The 25,811-nt window shown below is 50.6% G+C and carries 22 protein-coding genes; 19 read left to right on the forward strand and 3 right to left on the reverse strand.

What is annotated here, in order from left to right:
- Window positions 1-429: SDR family oxidoreductase (locus tag HOJ95_00410; GenBank protein MBT6393143.1), on the forward strand; the 429-nt coding region annotated here is incomplete at its 5' end.
- 49 nt (window positions 430-478) lie between these two features.
- Here the strand turns inward: HOJ95_00410 and HOJ95_00415 are convergent.
- Window positions 479-1,402, reverse strand: a complete 924-nt coding sequence (locus HOJ95_00415; protein ID MBT6393144.1) for a TRAP transporter substrate-binding protein — start codon at window positions 1,400-1,402, stop codon at window positions 479-481.
- A 140-nt stretch (window positions 1,403-1,542) separates the two neighbouring features.
- Here HOJ95_00415 and HOJ95_00420 point away from each other — a divergent pair, with 140 nt between their 5' ends.
- Window positions 1,543-2,421, forward strand: coding sequence for an NAD(P)-dependent oxidoreductase (locus HOJ95_00420; protein ID MBT6393145.1), 879 nt, complete (start codon window positions 1,543-1,545; stop codon window positions 2,419-2,421).
- Window positions 2,422-2,470: 49 nt separating this feature from the next.
- On the forward strand, window positions 2,471-3,391 hold the full coding sequence (locus HOJ95_00425) for an aldo/keto reductase (protein MBT6393146.1): 921 nt from the start codon (window positions 2,471-2,473) through the stop codon (window positions 3,389-3,391).
- Here HOJ95_00425 and HOJ95_00430 read toward each other — a convergent pair.
- Both HOJ95_00430 and HOJ95_00435 read right to left on the reverse strand, forming a co-directional pair.
- A complete protein-coding gene (locus HOJ95_00430; GenBank protein MBT6393147.1) occupies window positions 3,381-4,319 on the reverse strand; it encodes an NAD(P)-dependent oxidoreductase in 939 nt (312 codons plus the stop codon). The genes HOJ95_00425 and HOJ95_00430 overlap by 11 nt on opposite strands.
- Window positions 4,320-4,446: 127 nt before the next feature.
- Window positions 4,447-5,199: a GntR family transcriptional regulator gene (locus HOJ95_00435; GenBank protein ID MBT6393148.1), complete on the reverse strand. Its 753-nt coding sequence runs from the start codon at window positions 5,197-5,199 to the stop codon at window positions 4,447-4,449.
- Window positions 5,200-5,658: 459 nt separating this feature from the next.
- On the opposite strand from HOJ95_00435, the gene HOJ95_00440 reads away from it, so the two are divergent.
- The 16 genes from HOJ95_00440 (at window position 5,659) to HOJ95_00515 (ending at window position 25,534) form a co-directional block, all read left to right on the forward strand.
- Entirely contained in the window at window positions 5,659-6,411 is a 753-nt protein-coding gene (locus HOJ95_00440) for an SDR family oxidoreductase (protein ID MBT6393149.1), read from the forward strand.
- A 73-nt stretch (window positions 6,412-6,484) separates the two neighbouring features.
- Entirely contained in the window at window positions 6,485-7,627 is a 1,143-nt protein-coding gene (locus HOJ95_00445) for an aminopeptidase P family protein (protein MBT6393150.1), read from the forward strand.
- Window positions 7,628-7,662: 35 nt separating this feature from the next.
- The gene (locus tag HOJ95_00450; protein ID MBT6393151.1) at window positions 7,663-9,195 is read left to right on the forward strand and encodes a hypothetical protein; all 1,533 of its coding nucleotides are present in this window, start codon (window positions 7,663-7,665) and stop codon (window positions 9,193-9,195) included.
- 91 nt (window positions 9,196-9,286) lie between these two features.
- Entirely contained in the window at window positions 9,287-10,204 is a 918-nt protein-coding gene (locus HOJ95_00455) for an ABC transporter permease (GenBank protein MBT6393152.1), read from the forward strand.
- Window positions 10,201-11,124, forward strand: a complete 924-nt coding sequence (locus HOJ95_00460; protein ID MBT6393153.1) for an ABC transporter permease — start codon at window positions 10,201-10,203, stop codon at window positions 11,122-11,124. The genes HOJ95_00455 and HOJ95_00460 overlap by 4 nt, the downstream gene beginning before the upstream one ends.
- Window positions 11,125-11,160: 36 nt before the next feature.
- A complete protein-coding gene (locus HOJ95_00465) occupies window positions 11,161-12,189 on the forward strand; it encodes a Gfo/Idh/MocA family oxidoreductase (GenBank protein ID MBT6393154.1) in 1,029 nt (342 codons plus the stop codon).
- A 59-nt stretch (window positions 12,190-12,248) separates the two neighbouring features.
- Complete coding sequence (locus HOJ95_00470; protein MBT6393155.1) at window positions 12,249-13,526, forward strand: acyl-CoA/acyl-ACP dehydrogenase; 1,278 nt, start codon at window positions 12,249-12,251, stop codon at window positions 13,524-13,526.
- Window positions 13,527-13,693: 167 nt separating this feature from the next.
- Complete coding sequence (locus tag HOJ95_00475) at window positions 13,694-14,908, forward strand: acyl-CoA/acyl-ACP dehydrogenase (protein MBT6393156.1); 1,215 nt, start codon at window positions 13,694-13,696, stop codon at window positions 14,906-14,908.
- 17 nt (window positions 14,909-14,925) lie between these two features.
- Complete coding sequence (locus tag HOJ95_00480) at window positions 14,926-15,315, forward strand: VOC family protein (GenBank protein ID MBT6393157.1); 390 nt, start codon at window positions 14,926-14,928, stop codon at window positions 15,313-15,315.
- A 100-nt stretch (window positions 15,316-15,415) separates the two neighbouring features.
- A complete protein-coding gene (locus HOJ95_00485; GenBank protein ID MBT6393158.1) occupies window positions 15,416-16,639 on the forward strand; it encodes an aminopeptidase P family protein in 1,224 nt (407 codons plus the stop codon).
- Window positions 16,640-16,967: 328 nt separating this feature from the next.
- Entirely contained in the window at window positions 16,968-18,107 is a 1,140-nt protein-coding gene (locus HOJ95_00490) for a Gfo/Idh/MocA family oxidoreductase (protein MBT6393159.1), read from the forward strand.
- A 251-nt stretch (window positions 18,108-18,358) separates the two neighbouring features.
- Window positions 18,359-19,381: an alcohol dehydrogenase catalytic domain-containing protein gene (locus tag HOJ95_00495; GenBank protein MBT6393160.1), complete on the forward strand. Its 1,023-nt coding sequence runs from the start codon at window positions 18,359-18,361 to the stop codon at window positions 19,379-19,381.
- A 138-nt stretch (window positions 19,382-19,519) separates the two neighbouring features.
- Window positions 19,520-19,771, forward strand: a complete 252-nt coding sequence (locus HOJ95_00500) for a hypothetical protein (protein ID MBT6393161.1) — start codon at window positions 19,520-19,522, stop codon at window positions 19,769-19,771.
- A 30-nt stretch (window positions 19,772-19,801) separates the two neighbouring features.
- Window positions 19,802-20,080, forward strand: a complete 279-nt coding sequence (locus tag HOJ95_00505; protein MBT6393162.1) for a hypothetical protein — start codon at window positions 19,802-19,804, stop codon at window positions 20,078-20,080.
- Between the two features lie 285 nt (window positions 20,081-20,365).
- Window positions 20,366-24,778, forward strand: a complete 4,413-nt coding sequence (locus HOJ95_00510; protein MBT6393163.1) for a GAF domain-containing protein — start codon at window positions 20,366-20,368, stop codon at window positions 24,776-24,778.
- Window positions 24,779-24,844: 66 nt separating this feature from the next.
- Entirely contained in the window at window positions 24,845-25,534 is a 690-nt protein-coding gene (locus HOJ95_00515) for a response regulator transcription factor (protein MBT6393164.1), read from the forward strand.
- The last annotated feature ends 277 nt before the right edge of the window (window positions 25,535-25,811 follow it).

The raw sequence follows: 25,811 nt of genomic DNA on the forward strand, positions 1-25,811 counted from the left end.
GCGCTGGCCGTGGGCATTAAGGGTTGTATCTTCACCGCCCAGCGCGCGGCAGTGGAGATGAACAAGCGGGGTGGTGGTGCCATTATAAATATGTCGAGTTTCTATGCGCATACCCCCGTCAAGGAGCGTGTTATTTACGTCGCTGTAAAGGGGGCCATCGAGGGTTTAACCCGATCGCTTGCCGTCGAACTCGCTGAATTCGGCATACGGGTAAATGCGGTGGCGCCGGGCCCCATCCTAACTGAACGGCGTAGGTCCCAAGGCCACGGGCAGGCGGGAAATCTTGAGGAGCGCTATCGTAAGATGCCGATGGCCCGGTTCGGCGAGGTGGATGAGGTGATCGAGGCCATTCTTTTCCTTGTGACGCCAAGGTCTTCCTACATGACAGGGCAGACCATCGTGATCGACGGCGGAATAACGATAGTTTAACGAGGCTGTGCACCGGTCTATTCGGCACTGAAATTATCAACCGATCTTTTCAGCCGAGCATTTGAAATAACGTCCCGGGAATCTCTTTTCGCGCTTGATCAACCACAGGTGAAACGGCCTCCTTGAAGCGAGCCCGCTCCTCGGAGGATAGTTCGATGAAGCTGATGCCTTCGCTTTCAAGCTCCCCGCGCATTTTAATCTCTTCTTCTCTGGCCGCCTCTCTTTGAAAAATAATGGCCTCTCTGATGCTTTCATTGACGGCAGCTCGCACCTCACTCGGCCATGAATCGACAGCATCCCGGTTGGCGAATATGCCCCTAGCTGCATAAAAATGCCCGGTCATGGTGATGTGGTCATGGAACCGGTGCATTCCATAGGCCGCCGTATTCGCCAGTGGATTCTCCTGGGCGTCGAGTTCTCCCGACTCCATCATGGCAAGCCCCTCATGAAGATTTGTCGCACGAGGAAGCGCCCCTAAAAGCTCAAAAGTTTTTTTATGGATCTCATTGGGCATTAGACGGATGCGAAGCCCGGCGCAGTCTTCGGGTGCGCGGATTGGGCCCCTGCTGTTCGATATGTGTCTGAAACCGTTGTCCCAATATCCGAGCATACGGAAGTTTTTTTTCTCTTCAATTTTTTGTGTCAAAAATTTTCCCAGCTCGCCATCAAGCGCCCGGTGGGCATGTTCTTCATTATCAAAAATGAAGGGCAGATCGATAATCTGGAGCTCGGGAATAATGTCGGAAAGGCCGTAGGCGGTCGATGAATAACACATTGTGAGTTGGCCATTTTCGACCATTTTTGTCATTTCCAACCCCTTATAGCCGAAATCGAGAACATTCCAGAAAATATCCACTCGCGCGGAATCTCCGAGTCTGGAGATGAGAGCATCCCGAAAGCGCACGATCGCGCGGCTGTGTGTGGTGTGCGGCGGGGAATAACCAGCGAAGCGAATATGGATGTCATTGCTCATGTGAACGCCTCCAGGGGTGGTAAATTTTTCGGCGGTGCTGAATGATGTGATGGATTCTCGCCTACTGCGGATGAATATATCAAGGCGTTCCTGTTCTGGGTGTGCCAATAATAAAATATTAATTATGGAGGGGAGGACTTATGCCTGAAAAAGTGGGTGTTGTAGGGCTCGGGTTGATGGGGTCGGTTTTGGCGTCAAAGCTCATCGCCGCTGGCTACGAGGTACATGGATGCGATATCGATGATGCCAGGGTGGAGGCGCTTAAAGCCGGTGGCGGGATTCCAGCGAGCACTCCGTCAGAGGCTGCCAAAGAAGCCTCGTTCGTTGTTCTGTCCCTGTTGAACAGCGATATCGTGAAGGAGGTGTGTTTCGGGCAAGACGGAATCGTCCAAAGCGCTCGGGAGGGGCTCATCGTTATCGACACAACAACCGCGCGGCCAGAGGATTCGATCGAAACGGCGGAAAAACTTCGAGAGCTTGGTGTTTCTTTTCTCGATACGAGCTTGAGCGGAAGCCGGGACAATATCGTAGCCCTGGCTGGTGGTGATGAGGGAGCTCTCGATAAGGCTCGGCCCGTTATCGACACATTTGCTCGCTCTTGCCATTACATGGGGGAGAGCGGTAAGGGGGCGAGAACTAAGCTTATTGTTAACCTTATTTCAGGGCTTAACCGTCTGGTCATGGCCGAGGGGCTTGTATTTGGGATGAAGGCAGGTATGGACATGGAATCGCTCTTGGAGGTGCTTATGGATACGGCTGCCTACAGTAAGGCCATGGCCAGCAGGGGCAAGAGAATGATCGATGCCGATTATGAAAATCCCAGCTCGCGTATCCGACAACACCATAAGGATGTTCGCCTGATTCTGGAGCAAGGCCAGAGACTCAATTCACCGATGTTACTTAGTAACATTCATAAACAGGTGCTTCAGGCGGCCGAGAATGGTGGTCTTGAGGATGCTGACAACGCGGCGGCAATCGAAGTTTTTCGTCGTTTGGCAGGGATACCCTCTATCGAATAATCAAAGTGCCCTTGTGGTATGGGGAATCAGCGAGAGGATGGGGTCGGTCATGGAAAAACGCATGCTAGGAAACACCGGGGTGGAAATTACAGTTATGGGATTTGGTGCAATGACGATTGGAGGTCGCTTCGGCCCCGTAGACGATAATGAAAGTAACCGGGCGCTCCACACGGCCATTGATGGTGGAATGAATTTTATTGACACGTCTAATGCCTACGGCGAGGGACACAGTGAAAATCTCATTGGACGTTTTTTGAAAGAGCGCTCTGATCGCGACGACATAGTCATTTGCACAAAGGGGGGCAATAGCTTTGAGACGCTCTCGGGCGGTGGCTGGGGACGCGATTTCACCTCCGATTTTATCGGGAGGAGCCTAGAGGGGAGTCTTCAGCGCTTGGGATTGGAAGCCGTTGACCTTTATTTGCTCCACAATCCCAAGCTTGACGACATGAAGGCGGAGGATTGCTACGCCCTTCTTGAGAAGTGCAAGGATGAAGGTAAGCTCAAGGCCTGGGGTGTGTCGATCAATACACCCGAGGAATGCGACTATGCCGTTGAGTCGAAAAAAGCAGCGCTCTTTCAAATGGAATACAATGTTTTAAACCAAAGCGCGGCAGATTCATTCGCCAGAGCAAAAGACAAGGGTGCCGGTGTTATTTGCCGCGTCCCGCTCAAGCGGGGTTTCCTCTCCGGCAAGATCGATGAAACGGTCGAGTTTGGCGAAGATGACATGCGCCGTCGTATCTTGACTGCCGATAACATTCGGAAGTTTCAAGGCAAGTTAAATCGCCTTCGGGACGTGGCCGGGCAATTGAATATTTCTCCCGTCGAGGCGGCTCTTCGCTTCTGTGTATCAAATTCTAATATCTCTACCATTATTCCCGGCATTCGTACCGAAGAGCAGGCGGCACAGAACGCAAGGTGTGGAACGCCACTGCCGCCCGAGGCGGTGAGACAGCTCACCGACTAGTTTTTTTGCTCCTTCTCTTTGTTTTTTTGTTTTCACGGTCAACGTATGTTTTGTAAACAGAGATGCCGTCGAGCTCGCCGTAGCCCGCATCGATTCCTTCTTTGTATAGTGGGATGCAGGCGTCTCCCACGGGGGATATCGCACCTACTTGGTTCGCGAGATTTACGCCAAGTTGGATGTCCTTCATCTGAACATCGAGGGTGCTCATGGGTTTGGAGAATTTTTCGTGAACCATCAAAGGCGCTTGGGTTTGAAACTGGGCCCAGCCCCCCACACGGCTCCGCCCCAAAGCATCGAGCAGGAAGTTTTTCGAAAACCCGCAACCAAGGCCCACTCTTAAAATTTCGGATATCACGCAGCGACCCATCGTTGTCAGATAGTTGACTGTCACTTTGAGCTCGGCCCCCGAGCCTGATTTGCCGCAATAAATATAATCGGAGAGCATTTGGCCCAGCAGGGGAGCCACCTTGTTGTAGGCTCTCTTGCTGCCGCCCACCAAGAAGAGACCTTCACGCTGGGCGACAAATCCGCTGTTGCCGCTTACAGAGCCGTCCAGGTAGGTAACCTTTTTCTTCTTGCACAGCAGCGCGTGTTTTCTCGAATCGTTAGGGTCTGATGTTGTTGTGTCGATGACCACTTCGGGAGCGAGGCCTGGGGAAAAGGCTAGATACCCGTCTTTGCCTTGCGTTGTTTTTAGTGAAATTTTTGAGTTGGGCACCGAAATGAAAACGATATCGGCCTCCTCGGCAACCGCCCGGGGAGTGTTGAGCGGAATCCCCCCAATTTTTTTGAATTTCCGGCGGGCCGCCAGCGAGATATCCGTGCCGACCATGGCATATCCGTCTTGAATTAGATTTTTTGAAAAAGCCTGGCCCATTAATCCGAGTCCGATAAAGCCGATAGTCTTGTTTTTCAGTTTAGTGGTCATTTCGTTTCTCCAAAGAATAGGATGAATGCACAGTTTAATGATTATTTAAAGAGAAACTTAGATGCAACGTCAGGATAGGCTTGTCAAGGGTTAGTACTTTTTCGTGATTTATTTGGAGTTGGCTAGACTAATATTCTTCATTGCTAAGGAGTTCGATACTGTATTTGTGTTGATTTCCCCGATAGTAGATTTGGGAAAATTCGACGGGCTCACCATCTGTATCGTAAACGAAAGTTTCCACATACAAGACGGGGTCCAGAAGGCCGATGTTGAGTTGCCCGGCAACCTCGTTGTCCGCCGCTCTGGCCTCAAATGTCTGGTTGACCTTTCCGACTGTGAGGTGAAGTCGGTGTTTGATGATGTCGAACATGGTTCGGTTAACGATGTCGTCCTGGGTTACTTTTTCGGCAAGGTGCGAAGGAAGAAAATTCATCGTGTAGAAATAGGGAGAGCCCTCTTCCATTCGGATACGCCGTATTCGCGTGATGCGGCTTTGATTCAAGGGGCTGAAGAACGCCTCGATGTCGGGAGGGGGCATCATCTCATCGATGGAGAGCAGAAGGCGCTCTCCATCTCCAGGGACGTCTTGCCCGATGATTCCAGTTAATTTGGTCTTTTGATGTTTCGGCAGCGTTTTCGAAATAAAAGTTCCGTGACCACGTTCGCGGTCTAGTAGCCCATCCGATTCAAGAATAGATAAAGCCTGCCGAAGGGTTACGCGGCTGACGCCAAAAGATTTGGCCAGGTCCATTTCCTTGGGGAGCTTGTCGCCTGGCGCAAGCTCTCCTTGCTCGATTCTTCGGCGCAGCATTTTCATGATCTGATAGTAGAAGGGTATGGAATGGTCTTTAATAGGATGTTCGAGTTGAATTTCGTTCATTGTTTTCCCGTAGTGTAAATAAAAATTCTTTATGATCGAGAAAAACCCTTAGATTCGACATCCATGAATCAAGGATGATTGTTTGAAGCAATCTCTAGGGGGCGGTGTTGACTGAAATCTCGACTATCTAAATTTAGCATAATCATGACGAAATTGATTGGTCTAGTGCAACAAAATGAAAATTTTGGAGGCACTGTCCCAAATCCCCTGATAAATTAGGTGGAACCTGATAAGACAGGAAATTAGACAATTTTGACCATATAAGACTCCACATGAGCTTGCCATTGCTCGTCAAAGCATGGTATTGAAAGTAATACCTGGCGAGGAGTCAATCTGAGTTTGTGCCGAGTTGATTTTTTAAGCTGAGGCCCTAATTTCTAGTGTTAATGAGTCAATGCCATTTTGGGCAGGGCAAAGTTGCCCCTGTATTTAGGACCATTGGATTGAGGAGGTTTGTGCGTGAGTCTTGAGGGTAAAGTTGCACTAGTAACGGGCGGAAATCGTAGTATTGGAAAATCGATTTCTCTTGAACTTGCCAAGAGGGGTGCGGCGGTGGCCGTTCAATTTCACGCAAATGCAGATCCAGCGAAAGAGGTTGTCGAGGAGATTAAATCCTGTGGTGGCAAGGCGGCTGCATTCCAAGTCGACGTTAGTCAACGTGATGAAGTTGAGGCGATGGTCGAGGCTTGCCAGGCTGAGCTGGGGTCGGTGGATATCCTTGTGAACAACGCGCGGCAGCTCGTCAAGGGTAGGGAGTTTATGGAACTCAACTGGGAGGAGCACTACGTTCCCCACATTGAGGTCATGCTGAAGGGTACTTTTAACTGCTGTCAGGTTGCTTTGCCCGCGATGATCAAAAAGGGCTCGGGTAGAATCATTAATATCCTGAGCACTGTCATTGCGGAACGAAATCCAAGAACCAACTCCTACGGTTCCATCAAATCTGGTCTTCTTTATTTTTCTCAAAATCTGGCCACGGAAATGGGGCAGCACGGGATCACGGTCAACATGGTATCCCCTGGCCTGACCGTAACGGAGCGCCCCATTCTTCATTCGGGTGATTACCAAAAAGACTATATTGAGCAAATACCTGCGGGCCGAATGGGGACAACACAGGATGTCGCAGAGGCCGTGGCGTTTTTTGCCGGAGATGAGGCCTCCTTCATCAGCGGAGTCAATATGGCCGTCTCCGGGGGGAAGGCATTCTTTTAATTTTAGAAATTTGATTGAAGTTTTGTAGTTATTTTTTTTGATAATGCCTTTATTCAATAAGGGGATCGAGACCGTGAATCTTTCCACAAAAGAGCGGGACCGCCGCCATACAAGGCTACGCGCCGACATGGAGCGAGAAAATCTGGACATTCTCGTTGTCTATGGAAACAGCGGGCGCCAGGGGCCGCGCACCGGTAATCTGGCCTATGTGAGTAATTTCCGGTCGTTTTCGGGCCAGCAGGTGCTTGTGTTTCCGCTCAAGGGCGAGCCGGTTTTGTTCGTCGGGGTAGAGAACCAACGAATCGAGGCGAATCGGGCGGGGTGGATCGAAGACGTACGCTGCGAGGCGATGACGCCGGTGCCTACACAAGCATGTGACTATCTTAAGGAAATTTCTGACTCTGGAAAAAGAATTGGAATCTCGACCCTCTCCATCATCCCGTACACTTGGTATCAGGAGTTTCAGGACCAAGTGCCGGCGAAAGAGTGGGTTGATTCTGGTGCGATGGTATGGGAGCCAAGGCTCATTCAGAGCAGCGAGGAAATCGAGATGTCGCGCCACGCCGCGCATTTGGGCGATCGCATCTGGGAGCGGATTTGCGAGTTCGCCAAGGAAGGCGTCACCGAGCTCGATATCCGCGCGGAGATGGACAACGTGATCCTCCCCGACGGCGGGACAGAGAACTTCAACATGATGGGTCTCGCCAGCATGGCCAATGGCGGCGAGGCGCCTTGGGGCTACGTCATTCCCCAGACGAAAAGAGCCATGAAAATGGGCGATGCCCTATTGCTTGAAATTTCGCCTCGGGTCGAGGGTTATTGGAACCAGCTGGTGCGCGTCCTCTGCCTGGGGCCGGCGGAGCAATGGCTGATCGATGCCTATGATGTTGTGCGCGTTGCGCGGGACGCTGCGCTTGGGTGCCTCAAACCGGGCGAGCCGATGGTCGGGATGGTGAACGCCATGGACGAGGTATTTAAGATCAAAGGGTTTGAGGTGTGGCCCTTCGGACTGGTTCATATCACGGGGCTCGATCTGACCGATTACATGATTACGCCGAAATCCACCGGAACGATAGAGCCCGGAATGGTGATCACCGTGCATCCCATGTATCAATTGAGCCCAGATCGCCAGATATTTTGGGGCGAGTCTTATGTTGTAACTGATAGTGGTTTTGAGCAACTGAATCGTTGTTCCGATGAGTTGGCATGTCTCTAATGGACGTTGAGTCCGAGAATAGGAGAGAAAAGACAATGAAGAAAAAGTTGGTTTTAGCACTTGTTTTGGCAGTGTCCTTCATGTGGACCTCTGGAACGGTAAATGCAGCATCCAAGGGGAAGATTGTTCTGGGTATGGCGGGGAAGCTCACAACCTTTGACCCGCACAGATTCAGCTCTCTTCCGATTTCAATGCATCACCCGAACATTTTCGATACTTTGCTTGCACGTAAGGCGGACGGCAGCTTGGTTCCCCATCTAGCGAAAAGCTACAAGATGGCGAGCCCGAATGTCTGGGAGTTCAAGCTTCGTGAGGGGATCAATTTTAGTAATGGTGCACCGGTGAATTCAGAGGCCGTGAAGTTCAGCTTTGAGCGGATTTTAGACCGTAAGTTGAAGTCTAAGCAGTATAGTTACTTCAAAACTATCGAAAAGGTAGAAGCAGTTGATAAGTACACGGTTCGAATTCACACGAAAAAAGCGGACCCGATGCTTCCTCCAACTCTGGCTATCTACGGATTTATAGTTCCTCCCAAGTATTATAAAAAACACAACAAGAAATTCTTGGCTCGCAATCCTATTGGTAGCGGTCCCTACGTCTTGAAGAAATGGCGTAAGGGAGAGGAAGTGATTTACGAAGAAAATCCGAACGCTTGGAGAAAACCTAAGGTCAAGACAGCTGTCATTAAATTCATTCCCGAGTCGACCACGAGAGTATCAGCACTCATCTCGGGCGATGTGGATATGATTGATAACTTGCCTCCTGGTCTCCAGAGCCGTGTTAGGTCAAGCAGTGCTAAGGTTATCGCCAAGCAGTCTCCAAGGACTCACTATATCCTTATGGTCATCAAGAAAAATGCGCCTTGGAATGATGTTCGTGTGCGATTGGCTATGAACCTTGCCATAGATACAGCATCCATCACGAAGAATATTATGATGGGATTCGCTAAACCTGTGGCAATTTTGGATGGTCCCACCAGCTTTGGACACAACCCGAAACTGAAGCCTTATCCGTACAACCCGACCAAAGCGAAGAAACTGCTTGTCGAAGCTGGATTCGGCAAAGGTTTTTCGTTTGACGTTTATATTCCTCGTGGCCGCTTTATGATGGGTAAGGAAGCACTCGCTGGAATCGCAGGCCAGTGGGCTAGGGTCGGAATAAAGGCAAATGTCAAGGTTATGGAATGGGGGGCGATGAAAAAGATCGTCACCAACAGAAATAAATTTGATGACGATGTGAAGCCTTTCCTTTACTACTTGGCACGCATGAATACTGCTTTCAGCACACAGCATATGTTTTCTGGCGCGATTAGTAGCCGCTCCATTTACGGCGGGTTCCGTGACAAGGAAGTGGATAAAATGATCGCAGAAGCCAGACAGACATTGGATAATGCGCAGAGAGAAAAAAAATACCAGGAAATTGGTCGTGTATTACGAGATGTGAAAGTACCTATTGTTTCCCTGTATCAGGAATATCGGATATATGGTGTGGGCAAGAAAATTGATTGGACTCCACGAGCTGACGGAAAATTGATTGCTTCTGAAGTAGGACTGGCTGGCTCGAATTAGATTTAATTGTTGCGCAGCGTCCCGGCGAGTTGAGATTAAGATTCGCCGGGGCGCTGCAACCTCCCCCCAATTTTTCTCTGTGGAAATATAGATGGGTAGTTATTTTATTAAGCGAGTAATCCAAGCAGTTTTTCTACTAAAATTAGTTATGATATTAGTTTTTCTGCTGCTGCACATGACGGGCGACCCTGTTTTAGTAATGATGGACACCGACGCGACTCGAGAAGATATCGCGGAGATGAGAAAAGTGATGGGCTTCGATCAGCCGCTGTGGGTCCAGTATGGTCGTTTTTTTAAAGGTGCGCTTCGGGGAGATTTCGGTGAATCAATAGAGCACGGGGAGTCCGCAATGGGCCTTGTGCTGGAGCATTTTCCAGCGACCCTGGAGATGGCTTTGGGTGCGTTCTTGTTCGCGGCAGTTATTGGAATTCCATTCGGTTGTTTAGCTGCGTTCAAGGAAGGGTCGCTATACGACAAGAGTTGTGTGGGGATTACCGTTCTGATTCAGGCAATACCTGATTTCTGGCTCGCTATCATGTTCATCATGTTTTTCTCGGTTTTTCTTGGTATTTTGCCCTCGTTCGGCAGAGGTGGTTGGCAGCATTTCATCATGCCAGCCTTTGCTGCGTCGACTTACCATCTGGCGCGTCTGGCGCGGCTCATGCGCTCGCAGATGCTTGAGGTCATGCGCCAGGATTACATCAAGACCGCAAGATCAAAGGGGTTGAACGAGAAAGTTATTCTCATGGTTCATGCGCTCAAGAACTCCGCTATACCTATTGTAACGGTCTTGGGCCTCGATTTAGGAATCTTACTCGGGGGCACGGTGATTATTGAAGTTGTTTTCGCATGGCCGGGTGTTGGACGGCTTGTTATTGAAGCGATTTCGAATAGAGATTTCCCAATCGTGCAGTCAGCCGTTTTTCTGATGGCCTCGGGGTTTGTTTTGATTAATTTGACAGTTGATCTGCTCTACGCTTATCTCGATCCTAGGATATCCTACTCATGAGCTCGATTACGCAGGAGAGCGAGTCTCCTCTACACTTCGATGATGATGGACTGCTCCGCGAGAGTAGTCGATGGCAGAAGGCCATGTCGTCGCTTCGTAAGGATAAATCCGCCCTGTTTGGTGTCTTAATTCTGCTGGCGGTTGTTCTTTGTGCCATTCTGGCTCCTGTTATCTCGCCGGCTAATCCACACGAGCAGCTCCTAAGCCGTGCCCTGAAGCCTCTTCTGTGGTCTGACGGGCAGCGGATTTTTATTTTGGGAACAGATCATCTTGGAAGAGATTTTCTTAGTCGTCTCATTTACGGCACGCGAATATCTCTTATGGTTGGTTTTTTCGCAGTATTTCTTACAGGAAGTGTCGGACTACTAGTGGGTTTGTTGTCGGGGTACTTTGGGGGGAAAGTAGACTTTGTCTTTATGCGTTTGGTCGATCTAATCCTATCTTTTCCATTTATTCTATTGGCTCTTGCTACCATCGCCATTGTCGGACCGAGTTTGACGGTCCTGATTCTCGTCATGTCGATGCGTATATGGGTGATCTACGCCCGGGTGGTGCGGGGCGAGGTCCTCTCCTTGCGTGAGCAGGAGTTTGTTCAGGGGGCCCGAAGCATCGGTAGCAGCCATGTCCGTATTATTTTTAGACACATACTTCCAAATGTCCTCGCGCCCGTTATTATCATCGCTTCTCTCTATTTGGGCAGGATGATTATTATCGAGGCGGGCCTTAGTTTTCTGGGGCTGGGCGTTCCGCCACCAACGCCCACATGGGGCGGTTTGTTGAGCGATGGGAAAGTTCATCTGTACACCGCCTGGTGGGTGGTTACTTTTCCCGGCCTTGCCATTACGATTACTGTGTTGGGTTCCAATCTGGTGGGCGATTGGCTTAGGAATGTATTAGATCCGCGTCTTCAATCCTTGTAGGTATTTTTTCATAGAGCGTATACAGGAGAATAATTCATGTGTGCTGAGCCATTAAAGGTAGCAGTCGTAGGTCTTGGGCGTTGGGGGAATACATTGGCCTCCGCAATACAGGATACGGAGAATGTGAAGGTCGTGGATTGCTTCACTCGGACGCCTGAAAAAAGAAAAGCGTTCACCGAAAAATTTGATTGTGCCGAGCAAGAAACTTACGAAGCGGTACTTGAAAATCCTGACGTTGACGCCGTTGTCATCTCAGCGCCAAACAATAAGCATTCTGAGCTGGCTGTCGCTGCGGCCAGAGCGGGAAAACACGTATTCGTGGACAAACCTATTGCGGCCAATCTTACGGACGCCAAGGAAATGATCAAGGCGTGTGATGACGCTGGTGTGACGCTAGCCGTGGGCGCAAGCTCGCGCCGCCTCAAGGGCCACCGATTGTTTAAAAAGATTCTCGATGAAGGGGCGCTGGGCACTATCGCGTTGGCCGAAACCAATTATTCTAACGACCGTGGGCTTCACTACACGCCAGAGAACTGGCAGTGGTATGCCTCGGGATCTCCGGGCGGCCCGTTAATGCAAGTTGCGATACACCAGGTTGATAATCTTATGTACTTGTTCGGGAAGGTTAAGAAGGTCTCTGCTGCATTTAGTAAAATTAAAACCAAATCTGAGATTCCTGATGTTTGTGTCCTCTGGCTTGAATTCGAGTCGGGTCTCTTGGGTACACTCGGCACGAGCTTCATTAGCCCGCGGACACCGAACGGACGGTTTAATTATTTTCTCAACGCTTATGGTGATGAGGCGAATCTTTATCATGACCGTTGGGATGGGATTTTCACACTGAAAAAAGATGGAGTAGGTCGAGAGCGTATCGATTACGAGGAATACAAGGGCCACGCTTATCTGGTTGAGGAGTTTGATGATTTTGCCGGGGCGGTACGGGAGAACCGCTCACCCGAGGTAGGTGGGCCTGAAGGCCTACATGTGTTGGGTATCGTGCTTGCTGCGATGGAATCGTTCGAGCGTGGACAGCCGGTGGAAATAGCAGAAATTATTGCAAGATAGGAGACTTTTTAATTCATTAACTACCTGGGAAATCTGGGTGCGGAAGAAAAGAGGTGTATATGATTGATTTTCGATTAACTGAAAAACAGCTTGAGTACCAGAAAATTGCACATGATTTTGCCCGGGACGAAATTCGTCCGATAAGTCTTGAACTTGATCATCAAGAAGATCCCATGAAAGCGGCGTATATGCCTCATCTTCTTGAAAAGCTGAATGCCGTTGGTCTGAGGACCATGAGCATTCCCGAGGAGTATGGCGGCGGTGGGGTTGATGATTTGTTGACCCATTGCCTGGTGGGCGAGGAAATTTCCTGGGGCGATCGAGGAGCTACGGGCTTTCTTCTCTCTACCACAAAAATCGCTCACATACTTACCAGCGAGCTAATCGAAGATAAAGAAATGGCGATGCATTGGCTCCGTGAATATGTCAAAGACCCCACCTTCTTGATCGGAACCGCGACAACCGAGCCGCTGGCAGGAGCGGAGAATCAGCTTCCCTACAACGGTGTGGATGGCGGATACCGGACCACGGCTGTCCTAGAGGGCGACAATTACATCGTCAACGGTAAAAAACATTTTATTTCGAACGTTGGTTGGGCGAAATTGATGTTTGTTTTCGTTCGGACCGATCCGAGCGTGGGTGTCGAGCAGGGCGCTACGTTGTTGATGGTTCCAATGGATACGCCTGGGGTATCGATGGGGAAGGTTCACAACAAACTGGGATACCGCCTGAACCAGAATGCGGAAATTATTTTTGAGAATGCAAAGATTCCTGTTAAGTACCGTGTCGGCCCGCATAATGCTGGTGTCTCATACATACGCCGTCATCTTCGGGGTGATGCCCTGATCAACGCGGCGGGCCAGATAGGCACCGCACGCGCGGCCTACGAGGCTTCCCTTGAGTACGCAAAGAGCCGCATCGCCAGCGGTCGGCCCATCGCGCACCATCAGTCCATTGGCATCAAGCTTGTTGATATGTACACCAAGCTCGAGGCGGCTCGTGCGTTGGTTTGGAAGGGTGCCTGGCAGCAAGACATGCGTCACGAAATTCCTATCGATCCACCGATGACATTGGCGGCCAGTGCTTTTGCTCACGAAATTTCTTGCGACGTGACGAAAATGGCGATGGAAATTCACGCAGGCGTTGGTGTTCAGCGTGAAAACTTTCTCGAAAAATGGTTCCGCGATTGCCACAACATGCTTTTCTCGAGCGATGGCGGTAACAACATGAAAAAAGTTCGGGCGATGTATGCCCTGACCGGCGAGTGGGGTGCCAGGAGCGATGACGAGAATCCCATCAAAGGCGGGGCGTATGTGGCTGTAGGGGACGGCCTCTAAAAACAATTAGTTACCAGCGCGGTATCGCTGTCCCTCGTATTCTGCGATAATAGGTCTATAAGACAATACCTGTAGACTTTGTGTCCTTGATGTTGATTTTATTTATGTGGCTGAAGCGGATGGATAAAGTTGTCGGCTGAATTCTTTATTATTAGGGGAGAGTTAATATGTTTGACTATCGTCTGACGGATGAGCAACTGGCGCTGCAACAACTGGCCCATGAGTTTGCTGAAAAAGAGGTGCGTCCCATCGGATTGGAGTTGGACCACAATCCGGATCCCGCCAAATCAGCATATATGGAACCCCTCTTGGAGAAGGCTGACAAAGTGGGTCTTCGGACTATGGGTATCCCCGAGAAATACGGCGGAGGCGGAATTGACGATCTATTCTCGCATTGTATCGTGGCCGAAGAGCTCTCCTGGGGAAATCGCGGAATTTGCGGGATGCTTCTTTCTGCGACGAAAATTGCTCATATCATGTGCAGTGAACTCTGTCCCTCCGAGGAGCTTCGCGCAAAATGGCTTCGCGCCTATTGCGATGACCCGAATTTTCTCATTTCGACGGCCACGACCGAGCCCAACTCGGGCTCTGAGAACCTCCTGCCCTACAGCGCGCCCGATGCGGGATACAGAACTTCGGCTGTCCGTGAGGGCGATGAATATGTGATCAACGGGATGAAGCATTTCGTCTCGAATATCGGCTGGGCGAAATTGTATTTCGTCTATGTACGCACCGATCAGACGAAAGGAGTGAATGAAGGCGCATCCCTGATGATGATCCCGCGGGATACGCCCGGAATCTCTCACGGCAGAGTGCATGACAAGATGGGCTACCGCTTGAACCTGAACCGAGAGTTGATGATGGACAACGTCCGCATCCCGGTGGAATACCGGATGGGACCGGAGAATTGCGGAGTTGGATATATTCGCAATCATATGCGAGGAGATGCGCTGATTAATGCAGCGGCGATGGTGGGGCTGGCCCGTGCTGCCTACGAGGATACGCTTGAGTATGCGAAAACCCGTGTTGCCAGCGGCAAGCCCATCATCGAGCATCAGGCGATTGCCTCAAAGATTATCGACATGTACACGGGCATCGAAGCCGCTCGAGCATATGTTTTGTATGGCGCATGGCGTGTCGACGCCGCGTGGAACGGCGTTGAAGGCAAGAAAATTCCGGGCGATCCGAAGATGTCCGCATCGGCCAGTTATTTCGCCCACGAAGTTGCCTGCGACGTTACGCGCGCTGCCATGGAAATTCATGGTGGAATGGGTGTAATGAAGGAAATTCCGATCGAGATGTATTTCCGTGACGCACACAACATGATGCACAGTGATGGCGGAAATATTATGAAACGCCTTAAGGCGATTAAAGGTCTTTAAACTCAAGCAAGGAGAACATGGGCGATATGGCAATTCGAGTGCATCACATTCATCATGTGGCAAAAGATCCGCATGTGGCGGCTAATTTTTATATCGAGCACTTTGGCGGCACACTTCATACGGATGAAATCGAATATGTTGGCTCCCCTTACATGAGTGTCATGCTTGATGGGGTGGAAATTCGAATCCGCGGGCTCCGTCCCGGCGATGACGAGGAAATGTTGAATGTAGGGCGCGGTCTGCACCATTTTGGCATCGAAGTGGATGATCTGAAGTCCTTTGCCGAAAAATTGGAGAAAGCTGGTGTCGAATTTACCAAGAAACCGGGGCCGGGTGTGCTCGGTTCTACGACCTCCTTCATCAAGGCGCCCGACAACGTCTTGATTGAACTGGTACAGGAGCCGTAAGATTTTGATTTGTTTTGACTAGCGATTTTTTGTCCCTGCCTTGTTCGAAAGGCAGGGACATTTTCTTTTAAGTGTAATTTTTTATGGGGGCGTAATTGAAATGGTTAATTTCGCACGCGGTCAGTTTATGGTTGATTACGAGCAACGGGTTGATTTGAATGCATTGCGCTCAAAGCGTGTTGATAAGACGCAGCTGTTCATGAAAGAGGCCGGTGTCGATGCGCTTTTCATGACGAAGGTGGAAAACGTCCGCTATCTTACCAGCCTACGTGCCTCATTTCTGGCGCACCGGGAAGGCGTGCGGGCGATGACACTCGTTACGCAGAGTGAAAAGCCTCATCTGTTCACGAACGGGGGAGAGATTCCTCGTATCACGCGCGACATGCCGTGGATCGATCATTTCCACAGCATGCCCAAACTCGAAGAGCAGCAGCTCATGGACAAGATGGTCCGCGAGGTCCTGAAGCCCGCTCTTGAGGATCTTGGCATCAAGAGCGGCAAGCTCGGGGTCGATCTCATGGGCTTTCACCTGATGAGTTCGCTTCAGCGGATTTTGCCGGATATGGAATTGGTGGACGGCGATACCCTGATGCACAAGGTGCGGCGCATTAAGCTCGACGAAGAGATTTATATGATCCGCGAGGCGAGTGCCATTGCGGATGCCGTGTGTGAGGAAGCGATGGAGAGGGTGAAGCCGGGTGTCCGCGAGTGTGATGTCGCGGCCGATGCCATGAAGGTGCTTCACCACTACGGTGCCGAAATGGCGCATCTGGTTTCTCCGTTCGTCGCCTCGGGAGAGCACATGTCTCCGCCGGCGCGATATGCTACCGACAAGATCATGCGGAATGGCGATATCGTATTCATCGACATCGGCGCGCAGTGGAACGGATATTTCGGGGACGTCGCCCGGACGATGATCTGTGGTAAGCCCTCGGATTTTCAGAAAAAAGTTTATACAGCTGTCGCTGAAGCGCTGGGAAAAGGGCTTGAGCGCATGCGCCCGGGATATACGAATAAGGAAGTGGCGGAGGAAATCTGGGGTACGGCGAAAAAATACGGCCTCCATGACAACTGGTTTAGCCTGAGCATTGGACATGCCCTGGGAACATCGCCGAATGAGCCGCCCTATATCGGCGAGCCGGATCCTGATTCCGAGGTTGTGCCCCTTGAGCCCGGAATGGTGTTCGCGGTCGAGCCTTTGATCTGGGTGCCGGATGTTGTCGGTGGCGCAGGAGTTCGGATCGAGGAGACGGTCCTGATCACAGAGGACGGTAACAATATCCTGACCCGTTGCTCGATGGACGATAGTCTGCTTTTGGACTAGCGGCAGGGTCGTACATCGAAGTAAGAGTCTGGGTTGAGGATGAGGGCAAGCGTCTGTTTATTCAAAAGGCGGACAAACTGGCCAAATCTGAAATGCATAAAAACAGTGATAAACCCGAGGTGATTGGCGTCGAGGGGATGGTGGTAGTTGCCGTCCTCTCGACGCTTATCCGAGAGTATCAATGCTGGAAGCTTTGTCTGTATAGATATAATCCGCGCTAGAGCAATTCCCCGCTAGGCAGAAAAATTGGTATAGTTACCTCATCGCGCATCCTCATTATAAAAGCATGACCGCGCAACTATTCCTCTTATTTAAAAGGATACTGTTGATGAGCGCTCCTGAATTCACGAAAAATCCGATTGGTTTGGCCGTAATTGGTTGCGGAAGTGTCGGCCGCCTACGGGCTGGTCTGGCTCGTGCATATCCTGGGGTGGAATGGCTCGGGTTTTGTGATGTTGATAAGGAAAAAGGGAAAAACCTGGCGAGCGAGCTCGGCGCTGACTTTTTCACGACGGATTACACTGAGCTTCTCGCGCGCTCCGAAGTCAATGCGGTTATGGTTTGCACCACGAACAACGATCATGTCGGACCTATTCGGGCGGCACTTGAGGCTGGCAATAAGCCTAGAATGTTGATTGAAAAACCGCTCGCCACAAGCGCGGTGGAATCGGCAAGTCTTCTCAAGGATATCGAAGGCGAAGGCATCGAGGCTTTCATCGGCTACACGCAAAGATTTCGCCGAAAATATATAGCGGTCAAAGGACAGATATTGAATGGGCATATAGGCGACCCGACCTCCGGCGTTGCAAAGGTTTTCATGAATGGAATTTCGCCCCAGCATAACTTGTCGAGAACAGAAAACCGCTCTCTTCTGACGCCAATGGTTGTTTCTGGGACCCATTGTCTCGATATGAGCATGTGGCTCATGGGCGATAAAAAACCGGTAGAAATTTATTCTCGCTCGGTGGATACGGCGCTTGCCGGTTTGGGAACGCAGGATGCGACGTTTGGCATCTTCACCTTCGAGGACAGGGCCATGCTCAGCATGAACATGAGCTGGGCGCTGCCGTTGGCGTGGCCAACTTCGGCCTACTCGATGGATATTGGATTGGTCGGTACGAAAGGTGCTATTTTAATAGACGATACGCATCGCGATATTGTGCTGGCGACCGATGAGCCTCATGCGAATTTTCGCACCCAGGACCGACCTGATTTGGTGAAAGAGGGCCCGAATGTCAGCTTCTTGGGCAGCTATCCTCCTGGAGAGGAAATGATGGGGCAGCTCTGGGGCCCTCTTCGAGAGGAGACGAATTCGTGGCTCGCGCATTTGTATACTGGTCTTGAGACGCCTCACGCCACCGCCGCCGAGGGACACCGGAATCTAGTTCTAACGATGGCGATGGATTACTCCTCCAAAATCGGCAAACCAGTATCTCTTCCCGTTGATTTGGAATTGTTGGAAAAGTGAGTCCCTGGTCCTGGATCATTAAATTCAGGTGACCAGCACTCTGGATGGGAAGCCGGAATCTAGGTTGGAATTGAAGATTCTCCAAGTAAAAGGCGGTTTTATAGGTTCTTTATTCGTTTCTGATAGATGACAAAAGAGATTCTTCCAACGAATAGTAAAATAATGTTGGAGTTTCGTTAAGGGATGAGGCCAAGGAAGTCTTTATTTTGAGTGCCTGCATTGAAATTTAGTGGGATTCGACAGGAGGCGATATGCGTGCAGCTTTGATGATGGATAAAGGGCGGCTTGAGGTGGGAGAAATTCCGGAGCCACGTCCCCGCGCCGGGGAGGCGCTGGTTGAGGTAGATTTCGGAGGTATCTGTGGGTCCGATCTGGTTACGCTCGCGAGCGGTCGCCCCAAGGAGTTGCCGCGAGTCCTGGGGCATGAATTCGCCGGAACGCTTCGAGAAATTAATGGGGATACCAGCTATCCGTTCAAACCAGGCGATCGTGTGGTGGCAGAGCCCACTACTGGTTGCGGAATCTGCCGTAGCTGTCGTAGCGGTCAATGTAATGTTTGTCATGAGCGGGTGATCCTGGGCGTTGAGACGAACGGTGTATTCGCTAAATATGTCCCGGTGCCTATTGCAAATCTTTTGAAAATTCCCGACGAGGTGCCCTCTAAGGAGGCGGCGCTGGTTCAACCGGTGGCGGTCGTGGTCCACGCTTTTCGGCGCACGGCGTTTCAGGGGGGGGGCACGGCGGCGGTTCTGGGAGCTGGTCCGATAGGGGCGCTTTTGGCCATGCTGGCCCGGGCCTCGGGCGGTACAACGGTGGTTGTCTCAGAGCCCAATCCCTTCCGCCGAAGCGTAATGGAAGGCATGGGAATCACGGCGATTGACCCATTGGCCGAGGACGCGGTGGAGGCTGCTCTTTCGCATCTTGGCGAGATGGACGAGGGTTTTGATATTGTTTTTGATGCCGCAGGAAGCACAAATTCGCTTCGGCAGGCCACGGAAATGGCCCGGGTTGGGGGGCAGGTGATGATGGTTGCGACCTATCATGGGGAGCCGGAGCTGGGTATCATGACCGCACGAAAGCGTGAGGTGGATATGCTCACAACGCGTGCGCACAATTTCGATGATTTCCGTGCATCGCTGAACCTCATCGCCAGCCGGCAGCTCGATGTCCGACCGCTTATCTCTAACAAGATTGGTCTTGATGAAGTGCCCGCCGCTTTCGATTCCTTAAGCTCGGGCGGGCCGATGATGAAGGTTTTGTGTCAGCCATCATAGGGAGAGATTCCCTGCCGGTTGCTTGATTTTAGTATTATGGATTTAAGGGGGTAGCAGGATTTTTGATATATAAAAATCCAGAAAATTTGATTTTAGGAGACAGAAGAATTTGTAATTTTTTTCTTTAGGAGGATAGGTGTGGAAAGTCCGATAGAGGGCCGTTCAACGAGTCATGTTCCAGGAGAGCGTATTATCGATAAGCCCGAGCTTCCCGCTCAGGGTGTAGCCACGGATTCCGAGGTGTTTACCGAAGTTGTGTTGGGATCTACACAACTCAAACGTGGCACTGTCGAGGATTACGAGGTTTTTTGTGATGAATCTCCTCGTATTGGTGGAGAGGGTAAGTATCCAAGCCCGATGTCCTATATGGCGATGGGGACCGGCTTCTGATTACTCACACAGGTTGCGCGGTACGCGCACATGATGAAGATTGAGGTGAAAAACGCGAAGGTCAAGGTCCGTTTCAGAAAGTTCCTTGGGGGATCGGTGCTCAAGGGAACCGTTCACAATCGATGGGATGGCGTGGATACGCACCTAACGCTGGACTCTGATGCGCCTGCCGAAAAATTGGCCCATCTCATTCGCAATGCCAAAAACGGATGTTTCGCGGAAGGCTTAATTGTTCAGTCAGTTCCGCTCACGAGTACCGTTGAGGTGAACGGCGAGTCTTTCAGCATAGAGGGCGTCACAGCAGATTAAGGTGATGGGTGCTGGCCGAAGACTTCCACCGCACCTGGTTTAAATATGATTAATATAAAAAGGCATCCCTTAGGGGGTGTCTTTTTTTTTATCTCGTGGTGTTTGTGGCCATGAAATAATCTATATTAGAATATATATTTATCTGAATTTAATGGTTTTATGGGTTTTATGCCTGTCCATTTCTTGAATTTAATAATATTATCCTCTCGTTTGTACCCCCTTAAGAGTGGGTTGGGAATTTTGGCGGTTTTTTTTAATTATTGATAAAGGTGGAGTTGCGTGACCTTGAATAACCAAAAATACAAAGTTCTTGTTGTTGACGACGATGGGGATTTGCGCCCGCTTATCGAGCAGTCTTTAGAAAGTGCGGGTTATCTCACGGCGAGCGTCAAAAGCAGCAAGGAGGCGATTGATTGGCTGAATGAGAATCAAGCCGACTTAATGTTGCTCGATTATCTTCTGCCGGATATGACTGGTGAAAAACTTGTTGATGCGCTCTCGGATAAGGGCCTTCTAATTCCGTTTGTTGTCGTTACGGGCAGGGGCACCGAGCGGGTTGCGGTTGATTTGATGAAGCGCGGTGCGCTTGATTACCTCATCAAAGGCTCTTCCATCCTTGAGCTGTTGCCCCAGGTTGTGGCGCACGCCTTCGGGCAATTGGAGCAGCGCTCCAGGTTGGCCGAAACCGAGAAGAAGACCAAGCGTCTAGAATTACTGGGAAGCATTGCCAAAGCGGCGGGCTCGGCACTAGAGCCCCTGAAAATTTTTAAAGCCGTCGTCAGTGAAATTCGGCGGATAATTCCCTGTGAGCGGTATGTAATCGCAACGGTGGACACTGAGACAGGCTGGCGGCCCATTGTGTATCTGGAATCGGATATCGATTTGGCGAAGGGGGCAAGAGTCTCCGGTGAGACCAATTGGTGGTTTAGCAGGCTATCTAATGAGAATCAGGTTTTAGTTGTTGATGATCTTCGCGAGCTTTCCTTCCCCCGCGCGCAGGTAATGGCAAAGGCCGGATTTCGGAGTCACCTAGTTGTTCCCATACTTCATGAAGGGCAATTTGTCGCCTATCTGGGTCTGATGAGTACAAAGGTGGCTGCTTTCACAGAAGAACACAAGGATTTGCTCGCCTCAATTGCTCTTCTCCTGTCCACGCCGATTCAAAACGCCATGCTGCACAAGGAGTCCGAGGAGCGGGCGAGGCGGCTGGAGATCTCCTCCACAATCGCCAAAGCGGCAGGCTCGGCGCTAGAGCCCAAGGCGCTTTTTAAAACGGTTGTCGAGGAAATTAGAAGAGTCGTTCCATGTGAACGGTGTCTGTTTGGCATCACTTCGAGCAAATCGGGAATCACAAATGTTTGGCATATCGAATCCGATATTGAAGTGAAGCGGCCGGTGGAGAGAGGCGAGGCGGCGAAAATTTGGGGCCATGATTTGTCCAAAACCCCCCAAGTGGTTTATCACCCCGATATCATCAGTGGCAGCTCCAGTCCGCGCACCCGGGAGATGGCTAAAGTGGGTTTCCGCTCCGTTCTTCGGGTGCCCATTATTAACGAGGGCGAATACCAAGCCCACATCGGGCTTGCCAGTACCCGCGTCGACGGTTTTACCGAAGAGCAAATCGAACTGCTGGTTTCTGTAGCCGATCATCTGGGCCCAGTAGTACGAAACGCCACGCTCTACCAGGAGTCCGAGGAACGCGGAAGGCGCCTGGCCGCGCTCGTGGATGTGGCGAGGAGTCTGACTCAGGGGTTGGATCGTGAGAACGTGCTCAATTCGATTTCGGGTGCTGCGGCCGAAGTGTTTGGCGGGGAGGCTGGTTTTCGAATCCGGGAAGGCGACTATCTGGTGCGAATGGGCACGACGCCTCTCGCCCGGAATGCGATGCCCGTGGAGCGGATACTAATGGGGGAGGGTATCAGCGGCCGCGTCGCGGAGAGCGGAGAGGCCATTCTCCTCGCCGATAGCGCCGCCGATGAGCGGGCTACGCCTGTATTCCGCGAGGCGATAGATTCTGCTGTGACGGGAACGATGATGTGTGTTCCGATAAAACGTGAATCCGATGTGCTGGGAACGCTGCATATATGGCGGTCGAAGGACCGCCAGTTCAGCGAAGACGATCTTCAGCTAGCCTATAGCCTGGCGGATCAGACGGCCATCGCCATCGAGAACGCTTCGCTGTATAGCGAATCCGAGAGGCAGACGAAGCGCCTGGCTGCGCTATTAGAAGTTGCTAAAAGCCTGACGCGTGAATTGAATCTTGATGATGTCCTCAATTCAATCGTCGGTGAGGGCGCCAGAATTTTCGGGGGTGAGGCACTATTCCGGCTGAAGATAGGAGATGAACTGGTAATCTCCGCGAGGAGCGAGGGCATCAAGGATATGCCGCTTAAACAAAGTTATTCTGTTGGTGAATCGGCCGGCGGGTTGACTGTAGAGGGGAGAGCGCCCCGGATTATTCCGGATATCGCATCCGATGAAAACATGATCGCCGAGCACAAAAAAGTGATGGAAGAGTGGGGCCTTGGGACGATCATGCAGATTCCGCTGATACATGGCGAGGAATTGATGGGCTTTTTCGCGATATGTCAGGAGAAGGGGTATGTCTTCGCGGATGATGAAGTTGAATTAGCCATGAGCCTTGCGGATCAAGCTTCGATCGCCATCGAGAACGCCCGCCTTCACGAAGAGGCCATGAAGAGCCTGCAATTTTTCAGGAGCGTTGTGGACGACAATTCTGATGCCATTGTCGTCCGGGATCTGGATTACAAAATTATTCATTGGAACCGGGGCGCCGAAAAAATATTCGGCTACACACAAGAAGAAGCTTTGGGGAAAAGCGCAAAAATGCTCTACCCGGAAGGAGAGTGGGAGGATTCGTCGTACCGCGAAAGAACAAACCGTGGGGAAAATCACCAGCGGGAAGCTGTCAGGATAAGGAAGGACGGCTCATCCGTGCCGGTGATTGCTGCGGCCTCTCCCGTCAAGAATCACCAGGGCCAGGTGATCGCCGTCAGCGTTGTATTCAAGGACCTCACAGAGCAAAAGCGAACCGAGACCGAGCTCATAGAGCAGGAGAATCGTCTCAGGACCATCGTTAACAATGCGGCGGGTGATGGAATTATAACCATTGACGAGATGGGGATTGTCGAGTCCATCAACCCGTCTGCGCAGGAGATTTTCGGCTACATGCCAGAGGAGATTGAGGGCAAAAATATTTTGCTCTTGATGCCAGCCCCCTATAAAGAGGCCCACGATAAATCTTTGAGGGATTACCTCAAAACCGGGGTTACGAACATCATCGGAAGTACGAGCGAGGTTTCGGGGAGAAGAAAAGATGGTTCGGAATTTCCCATGGACCTCACAGTTACTGAAATTTGGGCAAGAGGAAAGCGTGTTTTCACCGGGATCATCCGTGACTTGTCGGAAAGAAAGCAAGCCGAAAAAGAGCGGAGTGAATATATTGATATTCTACTGAACCTAAATGAGCTTACCCAAAAGATGAACACGAGCCTGGACCTTGAAGAGGTACTGGATTTAATTCTCGATTCCACAAAGTCTTTGTTGAATGTTTCGGATGTCTCCATTACCTCGAGAGACGGCGAATGTTTTGTGTCGAAGGCCAGGATGGGAGATTATTTTACCAGCAGGAATGCTCGCAGGTATGAACTTGGAGAAGGGGGGGTGGGTGAGGCCGCGCAGAGGGGCTCCATGGTATTTATCGAAAATGTTCTCGACTATCCGGGCTGGAGATACAAGGATGACGCCCGAATGTTCAACATTATAACTTGTCTTTGCGTTCCCTTGAAGAATGTCGATGGGGTGGTTATCGGTGTTTTGACTTGTCTCACGCGGGAGGCGAGAAGATATTCGGCGGGCGAATTTGAATTAATCGACTCGTTCGCCAACATGGCGGCTATTGCTATTCAGAATGCCGAGAATCACTCTAATTTAAAGAACACGCTCGAAGAGTTGCGAAAAAGCCAGGAGATGATTGTCCGCGCCGAGAAGCTTTCATCCTTGGGGACACTGGCGGCGGGAGCGGCCCACGAAATTCTCAATCCGGCGGGGGTGATACAACTTCGCGCCGAGATAATCGCTCAAGAGTCGCCAGAGGGCGAACTGGTTAATCAGTCCGCAGATGTGATCGTTCAGAGTGTTGGCCGCATAAAGGGTATATGTGACGATTTGCGGCGGTTTTCCCGCAATGAGGTGACGACAAGAGAGCCTTTTGATCCTCTCGACGCCCTGGCGTCGAGTATTAGTTTGATTGAATATCGCCTTTCGCCTGCCAATATCGAGCTGAATATGAATCTGGGCAGTTCTCAACCCATTGTTATTGGTGATCCAAACCAAATTCAGCAGGTGTTGTTGAACTTGATTAGCAATGCGATTGACGCGATGCCCGACGGGGGAAAGATGTCAATTTCATCCTCCGAGGTGGAAGAAAATAACGAGTTGTATTGGGAGGTCAAGGTGGCCGATACGGGTGTGGGTATATCCAAAGAGGATATAACCCAGATTTTTGATCCGTTTTTCACTACCAAATCTCCGGACGAAGGCACAGGGCTGGGACTTTCTGTACTACACGGAATAGTTGAAAATCATGGTGGGGAAGTTTTTGTGGAAAGTGAAGAAGGAAAAGGGGCGACATTTATCGTGCGCCTTCCCATAGTGAAAGACCAGGTTGGTTTGTAGGGCCCGCTAGAACTTTAGCCAGATGAATCTAGGGCGTTATGATGTTCTTGATGAGAAATGAGTGAAATGATGAGTAAACTCAAAATCCTTCTGGTGGATGATGAGTCCGAAATTTTGACCAGCCTCGAATATTTTCTCTCCGGAGAGGGGTATGAGGTCTCTACGGCCCTGAGCGGCGAGGCAGCTTTGAGCGCCTCGGAGGTATCGCCTCCCAATCTGGCCATCCTCGATATCCGCATGCCGGGGATAGATGGTTTTGAGTTGTGCAGAAAACTCCGCAAAAAAATCCCTTCGATTCGCATCATATTTCTTAGCACGATGCAAAAGGATGTTGATAAGGCCAAGGGCCTGATGCTCGGCGGGGATGATTATATCGGTAAACCGTTCAGCTCTATAGAATTGCTGGCACGCGTAAAGACTGTTCTGAGGGATGTGGAAGGGGCCGTAAAGCTGCAATCGTATCGTTTTGGTGCCATCGAGATTCATCCCATAAGCCGCGAAGTGACCAAGGATGGCGTTCAGGTGGATTTGACCACTCTGGAATTTGATCTGGCGCATTTTTTCGTGCGGCATCCAGGTGAAGTCTTTACCAGGGCGCAGCTACTGGTCCACGTGTGGGAGCAGGATAGCTCGGCCGTCACACGGACGGTTGATTATCACGTTTATCAATTGAGGAAAAAGTTTGGCGATGATCCCGACGATCCCAAAAATTTCATGACGATTCGAGGGGTAGGATATAAATTTTTGCCAGATTAGTAAGGTTTTCTCCTCCCGAAAGAGTTCTTTCCGATAAATTTTCACCATAGCCGAATATTGAAATTTAAACCCATGTATTTGGGAAATACCTAGGATTTAAAGGATCCCAATGAAGGGAAGGACCCCCTTTTTATAGCTCGAAATAGCTTATAGAGCGGTTTTGATAAAAAAACCCTCTCCTATTTCAGTGAAATGGAGAATATTGGGTGCCTGTGTCTGAGTCAGAATCTATGTTTATAATAAGAACTAGAGTATGGAAAACGCTGCTTATCGAGGG

This window comes from Nitrospinaceae bacterium (assembly GCA_018669005.1).
Classification (GTDB): domain Bacteria; phylum UBA8248; class UBA8248; order UBA8248; family UBA8248; genus UBA8248.

Bases quoted from the DNA above. Each gene is read 5' to 3' on its own strand.
- HOJ95_00420 (MBT6393145.1), top strand. From the start codon at position 1,543: ATGCCTGAAAAAGTGGGTGTTGTAGGGCTCGGGTTGATGGGGTCGGTT.
- HOJ95_00495 (MBT6393160.1), top strand. From the start codon at position 18,359: ATGCGTGCAGCTTTGATGATGGATAAAGGGCGGCTTGAGGTGGGAGAA.
- HOJ95_00475 (MBT6393156.1), top strand. From the start codon at position 13,694: ATGTTTGACTATCGTCTGACGGATGAGCAACTGGCGCTGCAACAACTG.
- HOJ95_00450 (MBT6393151.1), top strand. From the start codon at position 7,663: ATGAAGAAAAAGTTGGTTTTAGCACTTGTTTTGGCAGTGTCCTTCATG.
- HOJ95_00505 (MBT6393162.1), top strand. From the start codon at position 19,802: ATGATGAAGATTGAGGTGAAAAACGCGAAGGTCAAGGTCCGTTTCAGA.
- HOJ95_00470 (MBT6393155.1), top strand. From the start codon at position 12,249: ATGATTGATTTTCGATTAACTGAAAAACAGCTTGAGTACCAGAAAATT.
- HOJ95_00455 (MBT6393152.1), top strand. From the start codon at position 9,287: ATGGGTAGTTATTTTATTAAGCGAGTAATCCAAGCAGTTTTTCTACTA.
- HOJ95_00465 (MBT6393154.1), top strand. From the start codon at position 11,161: ATGTGTGCTGAGCCATTAAAGGTAGCAGTCGTAGGTCTTGGGCGTTGG.
- HOJ95_00435 (MBT6393148.1), bottom strand. From the start codon at position 5,199: ATGAACGAAATTCAACTCGAACATCCTATTAAAGACCATTCCATACCC.
- HOJ95_00480 (MBT6393157.1), top strand. From the start codon at position 14,926: ATGGGCGATATGGCAATTCGAGTGCATCACATTCATCATGTGGCAAAA.
- HOJ95_00415 (MBT6393144.1), bottom strand. From the start codon at position 1,402: ATGAGCAATGACATCCATATTCGCTTCGCTGGTTATTCCCCGCCGCAC.
- HOJ95_00460 (MBT6393153.1), top strand. From the start codon at position 10,201: ATGAGCTCGATTACGCAGGAGAGCGAGTCTCCTCTACACTTCGATGAT.
- HOJ95_00430 (MBT6393147.1), bottom strand. From the start codon at position 4,319: ATGACCACTAAACTGAAAAACAAGACTATCGGCTTTATCGGACTCGGA.
- HOJ95_00515 (MBT6393164.1), top strand. From the start codon at position 24,845: ATGATGAGTAAACTCAAAATCCTTCTGGTGGATGATGAGTCCGAAATT.
- HOJ95_00425 (MBT6393146.1), top strand. From the start codon at position 2,471: ATGGAAAAACGCATGCTAGGAAACACCGGGGTGGAAATTACAGTTATG.
- HOJ95_00490 (MBT6393159.1), top strand. From the start codon at position 16,968: ATGAGCGCTCCTGAATTCACGAAAAATCCGATTGGTTTGGCCGTAATT.
- HOJ95_00485 (MBT6393158.1), top strand. From the start codon at position 15,416: ATGGTTAATTTCGCACGCGGTCAGTTTATGGTTGATTACGAGCAACGG.